We start from the raw sequence: 14,460 nt of genomic DNA, 5'->3' as shown, positions 1-14,460 counted from the left end.
CTAAGCCAATGAGCATCCATCCAGCCCTGCCCCGTTCTACAGGCGCGGGCTGGAAGCCGTTATGGATGCTGGCTGCGGGTCTTGCGGCACTACTATTCCTCACGTTCATCAGTTTAACGCAAGGCCTTGCGGATATATCGGTCAAAACGGTTGTGCAAGCTTTGGTGTCTCCACAGGATATCGCGGATCATCACCTTATTCGCAGCGTGCGGCTTCCGCGTACGGTGATGGGACTGCTAGCGGGTGCTGCCCTGGCGGTATCGGGTGTGCTCATGCAGACCGTCACACGCAATCCGCTGGCGTCGGAGACAACGCTTGGTGTGAATGCAGGCGCTTATTTGGCTGTCGTGGCCGGGATGATCTTTTGGCCGGGACTGCTGCATCAATATGCTCTTCCACTGGCAGTTGCTGGGGGAACACTAGCGGCCGTAGCAGTCTATGCATTGGCAGGCAGGACACAGGGCTCGCCCCTGCGGATTGCCTTGTCCGGCATGATCGTAACCTTGGTTCTCTCCTCCGTTACGAGTGCGCTGCTGCTGTTGAACCAGCAAACGACACAGGGGATTTTTCTATGGGGCTCGGGCTCGCTGATTCAGAATGACTGGGATGGCGTAGCTTTTTCATGGCCCTGGATCATCGGCGGGTTAATCGTGCTGTATACGGCGGTGCGCCAGTGGGATATTCTCACGCTGAATGAAGAGTCGGCGCGTTCGCTTGGCCAAAAAGTCGGAATCACCCGCTTGCTTGCGATGGGGGCAGCTATTGTGCTAGCCTGCGTGACGGTAAGCGTGGTGGGTCCGATTGGCTTTATCGGGCTGGTGGCTCCCCATCTGGTGCGCTTGTCGGGCGTGGTCCGGCATGCAGGATTAATTCCGCTGGCGGCCGTATGGGGTTCGGCGCTTCTGGTCGGGGCTGATACGGTAGCTAGAATGTTCATCAATGCATACGGCGAGCTTCCGGTCGGTGCCATTACCGCCATGATCGGGGCTCCGTGTCTCATCTGGCTGGCGCTGCGGGTATCCCGTACGCTGATCGGTGGACGCAGCGGCTCAGGGGGATCGATGATGGCGGGCACAAGCCTGCGCCGGATTCCGTATCCGGTTCTGGTTGCGCTGCTGAGCGTACTGCTCGTGGTTGTATGGGTGCTCAGCCTGATGAGCGGCACCCTGCGCATCCCCTTGGCAGAGGTGTGGGCTGTACTTACAGGCGGCGGTGATGCGATGTATCGCCAAATCCTGCTGGACTTCAGGCTGCCGAGGCTGCTAACGGCTGGGCTGTCCGGTATGGCGCTTGCCGTCAGCGGCAGCCTCCTGCAAAATGCCGTCCGTAATCCGCTGGGCGATCCGCAGGTGATCGGGGTAACCAGCGGATCCGGTGCAGGAGCGCTGCTCCTGATGGTGGGCTTTCCTTCATTGTCTGCGGGCTGGGTACCGGTCGGTGCAGTGCTTGGGGGAATGGCTGCGGCTGCTCTGGTGTACGCGGTCTCCTGGAAGAGAGGGCTTCATCCGACGATCCTCACGCTGGTCGGTATTGCCGTTGCCGCGCTGGGATCTGCTATTATCAATCTGATGATCGTTCATGCGAAGGTCGACGTCGCCCCCGCCTTATCCTGGATGGCGGGAAGCACGTATAACCGGGGCTGGACGGAGGTACAGCGCATTGTTCCGGCGATTCTCATCCTGCTGCCCCTGGCCGCATGGCTCGGACGGAAGGTGGACCTGCTGACCTTCAGCGAGGAAAGCTCCACGGGTCTTGGACTCCATGTACGGAACACAAGAGTATATGTGGCTATCATTGCGGTGCTGCTGGCTTCCATTGCTGCGGCGAATGTCGGCTCGGTCGGCTTTATCGGACTGCTGGCGCCGCATGCTGCCAGGATGCTGGTCGGTGCCCGCCATCGACAATCCATGGTCGTCGCTGCACTGCTCGGCGGCATACTGCTGGCTGGAGCAGACTGGATCGGAAGAGTGGTCATTATTCCGAAGGAACTGCCTTCCGGTATCGTTACAGCACTGCTGGGTGCGCCGTATCTGTTATATCTGATGGGAAAAACCAATAAGCTGAAGAGAAAATAGAAATGTGTAGTGAAAAGGCTGATTCATAGGCACCCAAGTGGTGACATGAACTAGCCTTTTTACGTATGTCATTAGACAGAATGAAGGGGCCTATTTCATGAAATACGAAATGATCCCTTCGTTCACCTGGAACGAAGGGGTCGTCTCTTTCTTTTGGCCGGCCGTTTCCATAAAGTCGTAAAACGACAACGATTTGGTCGGATAAACAGCAGACGTCTTTTCGCTTAAAGAATAGAATATGGACACTACGATTAAGCAAGCAAGGAGGCTGAGAATGAAACTGTTGAGATGGATCGTGCTTACTCCGGTTTTGCTGTTATTGGGGATTGTCGTCATTATCAATATTTCTCCCTATCCTTTCATCTATTGGTTTCGCCATCAACCGGGCCCGGTCCAACGCGGCGGTCTTCTGCGGAAACGTACTTTTCGCAGAGCGCTTTTTCCTGGAGCTTTCGAATCTCTCTGCTGGCGTTTGGATAGTTGTGGCGGAAAAACATGGCTTGTCAGACGAAGCGAGATTATGGGTATATATTTAAGAAAAAAGCAATGAATGAATTCCATAAACTCAAATCGTTTCCGTTGAAGGAGGAATCGCCATGCAATGGAAGGGAAGACGCGGCAGCACGAATGTGGAGGATCGCCGGGGAAAAGGCGGCGCAATGATTGGCGGCGGGATCGGAGGCATTATCATTTTGCTTGTAGTGACGCTGCTTGGAGGCGGGAATGCCGGGGATTTGCTGAACTCTTTGACGTCCGTGAGTACGGAATCCAGCGCGCCTTATCAGGAAACGCAAGAAGAGAAGGAACTGGCACAATTCGTGTCCGTGGTATTGGCGGATACGGAGGAGGTATGGACATCCTTGTTCAAGGAAAAGGGACTGACTTACGAAGAGCCCACTCTTGTCTTGTATACGAACAGCGTTCAATCGGCATGCGGGACGGCTGGGAAATCCGTGGGCCCCTTTTATTGTCCGGGCGACCAGAAGCTTTATATCGATCTGAGCTTTTACGACGAGCTGAGGCAGAAATTCCAGGCTCCGGGCGATTTTGCGATGGCTTATGTCATTGCGCATGAGGTGGGGCATCATGTCCAGACCTTGCTTGGAACGACGGAGCGGCAAATGGCGGGGAATCAGCGATCGAATGCTCAATCGGTGCGGCTTGAGCTTCAGGCGGATTATCTTGCCGGCGTGTGGGCCCATCATGCCCGGGATGACTTGGGCGTTCTTGAGCAGGGAGATCTGGAAGAGGCGCTGACTGCGGCGTCGGCGGTCGGTGACGATACGCTGCAGAAGAAGGCGCAGGGGTATGCCGTGCCGGAGAGCTTTACCCACGGGACATCCGAACAGCGGAAGCGCTGGTTCTATAAAGGATTTCAGAGCGGCACGATCGAAGGAGGAGACACCTTTAAAGCCGAGCAGTTATAATATATTGTTCTAGAATGAATCCGGCTCCCTCAGGGCATAAGTTGCTTGGTATATCAGGTTTCTCTTGCCTGCTAAATAGGTTGTGAAGTGAAATGGCTGATTCATAGTTACCCAAGAGGTGACATGAATTAGCCTTTTTTTACGTATGTCAGCAGGTAGAATGATGAGACCTGTTTCATGAAAAAGCCCTCTACGGAGGCTACGGGCTGCCCAGAAGAAGGTTGGCTATAGTTTCGACAAGGAGACTCGGTATTTGTAGAGTTTTTGTAGAGATCGATCTGTTACAGTGGTTGTTGCCCATGAACTTTCCTCCCATTAGAAATCAAGGGAAGAACATATTGTTTGTAATAAGTGTCATTTGATATTTTTGGTTTTGAAAAAAGTCATTCAGAAGCAGAGGGAGTCGATTTTATTGAAAGAAAGATCACGATTACGATGGAGTAAACGATGGTTCTCAACATTCATGGCATTGTTGATTACGATCAGCACGTTCTCGCCGGCTGCAATCGCCGCAGCTGCGGGAGGCCCGGTAAATGGGGCTACTTATTTTGAGAACAAGGATAATTGGAATCCAAATAATGAAGCCAATGATTTCGGGGCAAATATCAAAGTTGGTAATAAAGGTGCTTCAAATGATGCTTTATATCCGATTGAATTCAAGATGAGAGATATAAGGCATGCACCTCAAGAGAGCGCCTATCTATTAGTCCGCGCGTATGATGTGGATGAATATGATGCGAAGTCACCATCTGGCACCGGGGAATGGGATCGGGTTTATTTTTCGGATAAAGCCGAGGATATCGTATTAGCCAACAGGGAGAATGAGCCTGGTCAGACGAAGTGGGCTGGTAACAAGGTGGCTTCTAAAGGACATCCATATTTGGATGAGTTCAAGCAAGCTAATTATATCGGTGCACTATCTGGTCAAAACGACACTTGGAATACCACCGTGTTGAAGATAGAAGATCTGTTGAAGATTAAGTCGGGCGATCACTATGTCGGCGTCTCTACTCATCATTATGTGACTGCCAATGATGTCACAGTCAGTAATTGGATTGTTGAGATTGATTGGGCGCAGCTCGTGATTGATGGAGGCTCCCGTAACAAGGGGGAAATCACAAACGGCTCTTTTACGATAGATCCGAATGGAAATGCTGAGATTAAGACCTGGTTTACGCCTAAACAACAGGGCAACTTCTCTATGGAAGTGAATATTGTTGAACGCGATCCCGATGGTACCGAGCGTAACCTGACGACCTCTAAGGATTTCTATAACCAGGCTGGTTTAACTGCAAATACGGAGAAACAGGGAACAGAACTGAAATATAAGGTTCCAAACTATAGTCCGAATAAAGAATATATTGCGAATATCATATTGTTTGAGGATACAGGGGCTAATAGTGGCAAAAAAGATCCTACGGACCCACAAGAAGCTCAGCACATCTATTCTATTTCTACCTTTGACCCTAAGGTGGCTAATATCGAGAAGAACGATAGTCCTCAATATGAAACAACCGACTTTAGCCAGCAAGATTTTAAGGAGAAGTTCTCCAAAATCAATGGTCAGCAGGATAATACACTAGAAAAAGTAAAGATCGTGTCTCTACCAGATCCGGCAGCAGGTCGTCTCGTGCTTGGAGATGATGATGTAGCTGCGGGAGATGAGATTCCGACTGCGGAATTGGACAACCTCAAGTTTGTCCCTGCCCAAGACGGCAGCTTCAAGCAGCCGGTTACTTTCAAGTGGAACGGCTATGATCAGAGCAAACAGAAATACGCTCAGTTTGATGCGGATGTAACCATCACGCCTAATCTTGCGCCGATCCTTGAGCATGTCGTTATTCCGGCTAATAAGGGAGAGGATACGATCCCTCTTGGCACTGAGATCAAGAAAGCGATCCAGGATGGGGACGCGCAAGCAGATCCGAAGCATATAACCATTCTCTCGCTGCCATCACCGGATAAGGGAAAATTAACTCTAGGTTCTGTTGATGTAACACAAGGTATGGAGATCCCTTGGGCCGATTTGGGCTCACTAGTGTACATACCAGCTGACAAAGATCAGACGGGTACCGTATCTTTTACATGGAATGCTTCAGACGGTGTGCAGTATGCAAAGGATCCAGCAACGGTGAAAATCCAAATCAATAATCCGCCTGTTTCCTTAGATTTTGCAAAGCCGGGGCTTGAAGGGCAAACCGTGACCATCCCTGCAAGCGACTTTAAAATTACCGATGCAGATGGCGACGCACTGAAGAGCATTGAGATTATAAGCGTGGATGCTAGTCAAGGGAAGCTTCAATATAATACAGTGTCAGATACAACTTATAGAGATATTACAGGCAAGATTGATGTAGCAGATTTGGCCAATGTAATCTTTATTCCTGTACCGGATCTGCCGCTATCTCCACCAGTTACGATTGAATGGCAGGGAGGAGACGGGAAGCAGAATTCGGAGAACACAGGCAAGATCATCATCACCTATGATGGAAGACCCGTAGCTAATGCCCAGTTGATTGAGGTAGAAGAGGGTACCCCTTCAATCCCGATCACATTAACAGGACAAGATGCCGAGAGTTCGGTTCTGGGCTACAACATTGTAGGGCAGCCTGCCAAGGGCTTATTGGAACCGACATCTTCCGGCGATCATGTGCGGAACTATATTCCGAACTCTGATTTCATCGGCGGCAAGGATACCTTCTCATTTACCGTAACCGATGATGTGTACAGCCAGGTCAGTGAACCTGCAGTTGTTACGATCCAGATGAACCGCACGCTGGATGGCTGGGTCGGTGAACAGAATCAAGGAGACAATGAAATTGTTACAGCCATTCCCGGGAAGCCTTTGAAGCTGTCTGCGGTCAGCTCGCTTAAGGCTCAGCAGGTGAATGCGATTGTAAACGGGGTTGTCGTTCCACTTACGGAGGTAAACCCGCAAGAAGCGGAAACCGCTGGTTATAAAACATGGAGCAACAGCAGCTGCGCCTTGCCGAAGGGAGTCAATCCGGGTAATTGCGTACTGCCTATGGACACGGCTGCTGGTACGTATACCGTAACTTTTGAGGCATATAGCGGGTCAGGACAGGAATTGCCACCAGAAACGAAGCTTCAGGACAATCAATTCAAGGTTGTAGGCACGGAGCTTACGGTCACAGCGAATCCAGCGGCTATTCCTGGAGACGGCAAGTCGACGACAGAGTTAACAGCCGTATTGAAGGATGGAGACGGAAAACCAGTTAAGGGCGTTCAAGTGGTCTTCGATGCACCGGCTGGACAAGGCGAATTTATTGGTTCGAATATCGCAGTAACGGATGAGGACGGAAAAGCTGTTGTAACATTCAAATCACCTCAGATCAGCGGAGTGGAGAACCAATCCATCGCTGTTACCGTGACGGTAGATGAACCGGAACAGGGTTTGTATGGAGAAGATCATATTCTCATCACATTCCAGCCTGCTACGATTCAAGGGGTCATTACAGAAGGCGTGTCCCGTACACCGGTAGCCAATACCAAAATACAGGTGACGCTGGACCTGAATGGGGATGGCAAAATCGAACCGGGTGTTGATTTCATCGAGACCGTGACTACGGATGCTAACGGTGCATATTCACTTCCGGTTCCAAAAGGCGATGCAACCTATCATATTGAGTTTACGCAAGACGTTGTCATCGGCGGTGTTAGAACTCCAGTAACATTCACGCAAAAAGCCCGTGTTGATAAGCTCAACGGGAACAGCGAGGTATTTGATTCCGATAAAACCGTAACAGGTATCGTCTTATTCAAGAATCCTGACGGCAAGTCGAGTTTGCTCGGCAGCAAAATGTCGGAGCATATGAAAGTTTATCTGAAAGACGAGAACGGCAATTATATCAAAGATGGGAATGGCGTGAAGAAGCCGTTTGAGCTGGGGGCAGAAGGCGTATTTAGCGCCGATGGCTTAGTGGCTAATCAGAAGTATAGTCTTGAAATCTGGTACGAGATGGAAGTCTACGACGAGAACGGACCTACCGGCACATATAAAGAAATCCTGATCAACGGGAAACGGGATCCGCAGGATCCGAAAAAGATCAGCTATCCAGAGGTTCGGGTTACGGAGGATGGCGAGCTGAATATTGTGCAGGAATTAGTTGACCCATACGGAACCATTACCGATGGGAAAACGAAAGCCGCTATTGAGGGCGCCGATGTGACATTGTACTATGCCAATACAGCAAGAAACAAAGCGAACGGTATCACACCGAATACCAAGGTGTACCTGCCGCCGATCGCGGACTTTGCTCCTAACGGCAACGCAAGCCCTGGTCAGAAGAGTGATATGAACGGTTTTTATGCCTATATGGTATACCCTGAGACGGATTACTATCTGTCCGTAACGAAGAATGGATACACTTCTTACACAAGCCCAACACTTGAAGTCAATTGGGATATTGTGAAGCATGATGTTCAGTTGCACCGGCCAACTGGCCAGGGTCAGGGAGAACCTGCTTCGCCAGTTAAACCGGAGGAGACTCCTAAAGATCAACCGGCTGTATCTTTAAATCTGTCCGTGGATAAGAACCTTGTTCAAGAAGGCGGACAATCCAAGATCACAGTCAATTATAAGAATGAATCTTCTACTGCTATAGAAGGTGGCAAAATCACAATCCAACTTCCTGAAGGAGTGGAAGTGATAGATGCGGCTGGTGGTTTGGTAGAAGGCAGCACGATTACTTGGACGGTTGGAAGTCTGACAGGAAAACAGTTCGGAAAATATGAAATTGTATTGAAGTGGCCAAACTTGGATGTCAAAGAAGTCATCTATGATGTAAAAGGAATTTTCACAGCGGGATCCAGTACTAAGGTACAAGCAACATCCATGTTGAAAATTAAAGTATTCTCTACTGGATTCGAACATTTGAATCACCAGCGGTATATCTTGGGTTACCCGGATGGCGAATTCAAACCGAATCGGTCACTGACTCGTGCCGAATTGGCAGCAATTGTGGCACGTCTGACTGAGAATAACGAATTGTCCGCTCCACTGAGCTATAAGGATGTGCCAGCGGACTACTGGGCTGTGAATTATATCAAGATTGCAACCAAGCATGGTTATTTCAATGGTTTTGCTGATGGTACCTTCCGTCCGGATGCGAAGGTAACGCGGGGCGAGCTCGCTTCGGTCATGACCAGGTTCCTGAAGCTTGATATCAGTAAGTCAGGAGAACTGCATTTTAATGATATTGAGGGATACTGGGCTGCCGATGCGATTGAAGGGTTATATCGTAACCAGTTCCTGTCCGGCTACCCGGATGGATCCTTCAAACCGAAGAGCCAGATTATCCGGTCCGAAGCCGTAACCTTGATCAACCGGATGCTGTATCGCGGTCCACTGCAAGGTGTGGAGCAGCAATTCCCGGATATGCCGAAGATCCATTGGGCATTTGGTGACGTGCAGGAAGCGACCATATCCCATGAATCCGAAAGAAACGCTGACGGAATCGAAGAGTGGGTCAAGAACATCAGCGATGATGTGAAGTAAAATGAGCAATATAGAATGATGTAACGGCACGACAGAAAGAGCCCGGGTTCTTCTCTTAAAGGAGAACTCAGGCTCTTTTTAATATTTTAATATGATTCGCTATTTATTATTTCACTTAAGAAGCTCCCAAGTCTATCTCCCCTTCGGGTCATTTGCTTACCTTACCACAAGGCCGATAATTGTATTAACGAACTTCACTGCTATGCTGAAGTATCATCTGGAGCTTCTTAGCATTTTCACTTTCCCTATCATTCTTCATCTCTACAATGCGGGCGGCTAAAGTAGGGGCCATCCATTCATTGACCATGTCTTCGTCCATTCCTGTTAGCAGACCGTATTCTTTCAAATATTCATGATGAAATAACTCGCGAAATGGCCTGTTGATCAACCATTGTGGAGCATTCGGTGGAAGTGAATGAGACTGCATCATCATAGAGGTTCTGGCAACGTCAGCTGCTTGATGTCCAATCCATACATTCAGCCAGTCAATCACAATCGGGCCTTGGGGCGACATGATGATGTTATCCGGGTGAAAATCATAGTGGCAGACAGCATGGCCTTCAGGCAAAACGTGAAGAATATGCTGAGTCATCTGTTTCTCATGTTCATTGATGACTGCTGACGAGTCGATTAATGACCCAATCTCTGTTTTGAGATTCGGCTCCATATCGACCTTGGCCTGATGGATTTCAGCGTGAAGCTGTGCCATTAACTTGGCATGATAAGAAATATTATCTTTGGTGGGTTCGATCTGCCAGAGCATGGTCAGCCCATCAATTCGTTCATAGATAAGGCAGGACTTCCCTTCATACTCCAATAACCCTGAATATTGGGGAGCGCGTAAATTCAAGCTGCTGATCATCTCTGCATTTTTTGCTTCCTTATGTGCTTCATACGTTGAATTGAAATGATCATGGAATACCTTGATAACCTCATGATTTCCCCAGCGATAGACATTAGCTGTATTACCAACCCCAACTAATTCACCTATTCTCATACTAATCCCCTCTCCTCCATCAACAGGCTTCTGCGACAGAGCTATCTGCAATTCGTGGTCAATCCCATTATATATGTTCTCATCACCATCAATTGCTGCACTTGGATGCTCTTAACTTCGAATGTTGAATTAAGGAACAAATCCCCTTAACCATTATACATCCGAGAGCGTAAATGCCGGTAGACAAGATGCATCAATATATTGTTATCTGCTGTCTTTGTTCTTCCGAATAAATCCCTGGATTATCGTTAAAGAGCATGCTTGCCCACTGGGTAATTCTGGTTCCGACGCATCAATATCTAATTCGTTCGTAATACATGTTTCACTTCTATGCAAATTGGGTAATTGTACTAAACATATTATTGCAGTTATACGGACCTATTCATAAGGGACTCGTTTCCTGCTTACGCATTTGGCATAGATCCATTTGGGCTGAGAGGAGCAGGGGCGCGATTTTATTGCTGTCTGACTGCCTATAAGTATATAAGGGATTCATGTTAAAGAAATGAGAACGCAGCCATTCCCATATACGAACTGGGGCACACAGGCTTGAAAATGTTTTGTCGGATGGATGTAACAGGGGATTGCAGAGCTTGGCAGGCTACAAAAGCAAATAAGGTGGAGTTTTTGGTCAGTAAGTCAATGTTGTAACGAAGTTTTTTGACTTAAATGGTTTATACCTCAGGGTTTCCTCTATGATTTGTTTCCACCCCTAGATGATACGCTTTAATTTTATCGATTTTTGCTTTCTTTAAAAGCTAACTTGTTAGCTTCATTTCCGTTTCTACATAACATGGCTGCTGCCTTCCTTAAATCCGGCATTAACGTTCCCCGCAACCGTTTTTTTGTCATGGATGGATGAATTGCCAAATGCTCCGCATAATATGGATACTGCTTGCAAAGGGGCGATTGAATGATAGTACTGGAGCATGTGAACAAGGTTTATGATAATGGCTTTCACGCGTTGAAAGACATTAATCTCGAATTCAAAAAAGGGGAGATTAGCGTCCTGATCGGACCGAGTGGCTGCGGCAAATCGACAACCATGAAGCTGATCAATGCGCTCAATACGCCATCATCGGGTAAAGTGCTGATTGATGGTAAGGATATTTCCAAAATGAATCCGGTCGAACTTCGGCGCAATATCGGTTATGTCATTCAAAGCGTTGGTTTATTTCCGCATATGAATATCTCCAAGAACGCGGCTGTGGTTCCGCGCCTGAAGAAATGGGATAAAGAGAGAACAGAACAGAAAGTGAATGAACTGCTGGATATGGTGGGACTGGATCATACCATTTATGGCACTCGCTATCCATCCGAGCTTAGTGGCGGACAACAGCAGCGTGTGGGTGTCGTGCGTGCGCTTGCCGCAGAACCTGACATCATCCTGATGGATGAGCCGTTCTCGGCACTGGATCCGATCAGCCGTGAGCAGCTTCAGGATGAGCTGATTCGGCTTCAGCAGGAGCTCAATAAAACGATTATCTTTGTTACGCATGATATGGATGAGGCTATTAAAATTGCCGATACCATCGTTCTGATGAAAGATGGTGAAGTGGTTCAGACGGGTAAACCGGACAGCATTTTGCGGCATCCTGCCAACGATTTTGTGCGTGACTTTATCGGTTCGAAGCGCCTGCAAAACGAAAACGAAAGCACCTATGAAATTCCGCTTGTTGATGAGGTGATGATTACGAATCCGGTAACGGCTTTCCCGAGCCGGGGACTGGCAGAAGCCATCAAAATGATGGAAATGAAGCGGGTCGATTCGCTGCTGATCGTGGATCGCAACAAGCAGCTGCAGGGTGCGGTCTCCATCTACCGCGTACTGGACCAGTATGGCGAAGAAGGCAAAACCGTGGCGGACGTCATGCATCCGGTCCGTTTTTCCGTAGCGTCGGGAAGTACGCTTCCGCAGGCCATCGAGATTATGGACAGCCACCAGCTCAGCAATCTTCCTGTCATCGACAGCAATAATCGGTTCCTCGGGCTCATTACGAGAGGTAGTGTCGTTAAACATCTAGCTGAAGTCTACCCAACGATAGCTCCTCCGGAGCTAAGCGGAGAGGGTGAGTAATATGAATGCATTCTGGAGTTTTATCACGGATCGTTATCCGGATATTCTGAAGGCTTTGCAGGAGCATCTCGTCCTATCGTTCTCTGCCGTGCTGCTCGGAACGATCATTGCCGTACCGATCGGCATTTTGCTTGTATATAACCGGGTGGGCTGGATCAATCGTATTGTCTTTTTCATTGCGAACCTGTTTCAGACGGTTCCCAGCCTGGCGCTTCTGGCGATTCTTATTCCGCTGCTTGGCATCGGCATGAAGCCGGCCATATTGGCGCTGTTTCTGTATTCCTTGATGCCAATCCTGCGGAACACGTATGACGGGTTTCACTCCGTGGATAAGGGCGCGCTCAATTCCGCCAGAGGGATGGGATACAGCATTGCCCAAACGATTTTGAGAATTCAGCTTCCCTTATCGCTTCCTTACATCATGTCCGGTATCCGCATTACGACGGTGTACATCATCAGCTGGGCCACACTGGCTTCCCTGATTGGTGCTGGCGGTTTAGGTCAGCTTATTGTATCGGGCCTTGGCGTCAACAAGCCTGAGATGATATTCATCGGGGGTATTGGGGCGATTCTCTTGGCGCTGGTGGCTGACGGCCTGCTTGGTCTTCTCGAAGGCTGGCTCAGCAAACATTACCATCAGAATCAGACCCGGGACGCTGCGATATGAGCCATATCAGCGAAAAAACAGCGAACCGGCGGAACAAGGGAGGCGTGATGGAACTGAAGAAACTCAAGTGGATAACTACGTTGGTCGGCCTGATGATGATTATTGCATTCACTTCCGCATGCGGAATCAAAAGTGATATTACGATCGGGACCCAAACCTATACCGAAACCAAGATTATTGCCGAAATTTATAAAGCTTTGATCGAAGACCAAACCGATCTGAAAGTGGATATTATCCCGGATCTGGCATCGAGCTCATTGGTCATCAATGCGATGAAGAAAAATGACGTTCAGATATCGACACTCTATACGGGTGAAATATTTAACAACCATTTTCCGATTAGCGGTACGAAAGACCGCGCAGAGGTGCTCAAGGAAGCGCAGGAAGGATTTCAGGAATACTTCGGTTTCACCTGGATGAATCCCCTGGGTTTTGAGAACACCTATGCGTTCACGGTAAGACAAGATCTTGCCGAAACCAATGGATATACCAAAATTTCCGATGTCAAAAAAGACATGGCCAATATGAAGCTTGGCGTAGATACGACGTGGCTGGAGAGAAGCACGGATGGATATCCGGCATTTTCCAAAGCTTATGATATTAAATTCGGTCAAATATTCCCTATGGAAATCAGCCTGGTATACAGCGCGGTAGCCAACGAGCAAGTCGATATCGTGCTGGCCTATTCAACGGATTCCCGGCTGAAAGCCTACGAACTACAGACGCTTCAGGATGACAAGCAATTCTTCCCTCCTTATGATGCAAGTCCGGTACTGCGTTCGGACCTCTTGAAGGAGCATCCTGAAATTCAGGATGCGATAACGCCTATCATCGGTAAGCTGGATGCAGACACGATGATATCGCTCAATTATCAGGTGGATATCGAGAAGAAAAGCGAGCGGGAGGTTGCGATCGCGTACTTGAAAGAGCAGGGCCTCTTGAAAAGCTAAAGGAGGGTTAGCATGGAAAGTGAACATTTAACATTTTCAGATTTTTTGTCGTATATATCACGAAATAAAGATATGCTCTGGGAGTTCTTCACCCAGCATATTACGATGGTTGTAATCGGTCTCGGGCTGGCCGTCATTATCGGAGTGCCGCTCGGCATTCTCTGTTCTAAGAACAAATGGGCGGCCAAGATCATTCTGTTTATAACCAATATTCTTCAAGTCGTACCGAGCCTTGCCATGCTGGTTATCCTCATGCTATGGCTGGGCCTCGGCACGACGACGGTCATGGTTGGACTGTTCCTGTATTCACTGAATCCAATCACTCGTAATACGTATGTTGGATTGCAGCAGGTGGACGCCAGCTATCTGGAGTCTGGCAAGGGGATCGGTATGAGCCCCTTCCAATTGCTTATTAACGTGCGATTTCCGCTTTCTCTGACGTATATTATGTCAGGTCTGCGCATTGCAGCCGTCATTGCCATCGGCGTGGTGACGATCGCTCCTCTCGTAGGAGGAGGGGGACTTGGACGGGAGATTTATGCTGGTCTGAACAGCAATAACTCCCTGCGAATTTTTGCAGGCGCCATTCCTGCCGCCGTGCTGGCGATCGTAGCGGATGTCGTGCTTGGCATCCTGCAGCGTAAGATGGATCTATCCAAGCGCAAGTCAGGCGGTGCGGTTACAGCTCCTGCGAAACCACAGAAAACCGCCTGAAGCTTACAACACGTATAGAAGCACAGTTTTCAGGA

The 14,460-nt window shown here is 48.8% G+C and carries 9 protein-coding genes; 7 read left to right on the top strand and 2 right to left on the bottom strand.

The genetic code is table 11. The features are described 5' to 3' along the window. The first annotated feature begins 8 nt into the window (after window positions 1-8). Window positions 9-2,075: a Fe(3+)-hydroxamate ABC transporter permease FhuB gene (fhuB, locus tag AM231_RS17040; RefSeq protein WP_242615220.1), complete on the top strand. Its 2,067-nt coding sequence runs from the start codon at window positions 9-11 to the stop codon at window positions 2,073-2,075. Between the two features lie 90 nt (window positions 2,076-2,165). Here the strand turns inward: fhuB and AM231_RS29130 are convergent, their stop codons facing one another. Then, window positions 2,166-2,411 (bottom strand): hypothetical protein, encoded by a 246-nt coding sequence (locus tag AM231_RS29130; protein ID WP_165593428.1) that lies wholly within the window; start codon window positions 2,409-2,411, stop codon window positions 2,166-2,168. Between the two features lie 260 nt (window positions 2,412-2,671). On the opposite strand from AM231_RS29130, the gene ypfJ reads away from it, so the two are divergent. Both ypfJ and AM231_RS17025 read left to right on the top strand, forming a co-directional pair. Further along, window positions 2,672-3,502, top strand: a complete 831-nt coding sequence (gene ypfJ, locus AM231_RS17030; RefSeq protein ID WP_054403761.1) for a KPN_02809 family neutral zinc metallopeptidase — start codon at window positions 2,672-2,674, stop codon at window positions 3,500-3,502. A gap of 463 nt (window positions 3,503-3,965) precedes the next feature. Continuing rightward, complete coding sequence (locus AM231_RS17025) at window positions 3,966-9,020, top strand: S-layer homology domain-containing protein (protein ID WP_054403760.1); 5,055 nt, start codon at window positions 3,966-3,968, stop codon at window positions 9,018-9,020. A 184-nt stretch (window positions 9,021-9,204) separates the two neighbouring features. Here AM231_RS17025 and AM231_RS17020 read toward each other — a convergent pair whose 3' ends face one another. Then, the gene (locus AM231_RS17020; RefSeq protein WP_054403759.1) at window positions 9,205-10,017 is read right to left on the bottom strand and encodes a phosphotransferase; all 813 of its coding nucleotides are present in this window, start codon (window positions 10,015-10,017) and stop codon (window positions 9,205-9,207) included. Between the two features lie 913 nt (window positions 10,018-10,930). Here AM231_RS17020 and AM231_RS17015 point away from each other — a divergent pair. From AM231_RS17015 to AM231_RS17000, 4 genes are read left to right on the top strand one after another with little or no spacing between them, the layout of a single operon-like run. Continuing rightward, a complete protein-coding gene (locus AM231_RS17015) occupies window positions 10,931-12,094 on the top strand; it encodes an ABC transporter ATP-binding protein (protein WP_054403758.1) in 1,164 nt (387 codons plus the stop codon). 1 nt (window position 12,095) lies between these two features. Next, the gene (locus tag AM231_RS17010; protein WP_053490554.1) at window positions 12,096-12,761 is read left to right on the top strand and encodes an ABC transporter permease; all 666 of its coding nucleotides are present in this window, start codon (window positions 12,096-12,098) and stop codon (window positions 12,759-12,761) included. Then, window positions 12,758-13,711, top strand: a complete 954-nt coding sequence (locus AM231_RS17005; protein WP_106406094.1) for an osmoprotectant ABC transporter substrate-binding protein — start codon at window positions 12,758-12,760, stop codon at window positions 13,709-13,711. Before AM231_RS17010 ends, AM231_RS17005 begins: the two co-directional genes overlap by 4 nt. 12 nt (window positions 13,712-13,723) lie before the next feature. Beyond that, on the top strand, window positions 13,724-14,425 hold the full coding sequence (locus tag AM231_RS17000) for an ABC transporter permease (RefSeq protein WP_054403757.1): 702 nt from the start codon (window positions 13,724-13,726) through the stop codon (window positions 14,423-14,425). Window positions 14,426-14,460: the final 35 nt, after the last annotated feature.

Origin of the sequence: Paenibacillus solani, from assembly GCF_001277345.1 — a bacterium.
GTDB classification, from domain to species: Bacteria; Bacillota; Bacilli; order Paenibacillales; family Paenibacillaceae; genus Paenibacillus_AQ; species Paenibacillus_AQ solani.
The sequence above is the reverse complement of the archived record's forward strand: the minus strand, read 5'-3'. Positions and strand labels throughout refer to the sequence as shown.

Bases quoted from the DNA above. Each gene is read 5' to 3' on its own strand.
- AM231_RS17025 (WP_054403760.1), top strand. From the start codon at position 3,966: ATGGCATTGTTGATTACGATCAGCACGTTCTCGCCGGCTGCAATCGCC.
- AM231_RS17020 (WP_054403759.1), bottom strand. From the start codon at position 10,017: ATGAGAATAGGTGAATTAGTTGGGGTTGGTAATACAGCTAATGTCTAT.
- AM231_RS17005 (WP_106406094.1), top strand. From the start codon at position 12,758: ATGAGCCATATCAGCGAAAAAACAGCGAACCGGCGGAACAAGGGAGGC.
- AM231_RS17000 (WP_054403757.1), top strand. From the start codon at position 13,724: ATGGAAAGTGAACATTTAACATTTTCAGATTTTTTGTCGTATATATCA.
- AM231_RS17010 (WP_053490554.1), top strand. From the start codon at position 12,096: ATGAATGCATTCTGGAGTTTTATCACGGATCGTTATCCGGATATTCTG.
- AM231_RS29130 (WP_165593428.1), bottom strand. From the start codon at position 2,411: ATGACGACAATCCCCAATAACAGCAAAACCGGAGTAAGCACGATCCAT.
- AM231_RS17015 (WP_054403758.1), top strand. From the start codon at position 10,931: ATGATAGTACTGGAGCATGTGAACAAGGTTTATGATAATGGCTTTCAC.
- ypfJ (WP_054403761.1), top strand. From the start codon at position 2,672: ATGCAATGGAAGGGAAGACGCGGCAGCACGAATGTGGAGGATCGCCGG.
- fhuB (WP_242615220.1), top strand. From the start codon at position 9: ATGAGCATCCATCCAGCCCTGCCCCGTTCTACAGGCGCGGGCTGGAAG.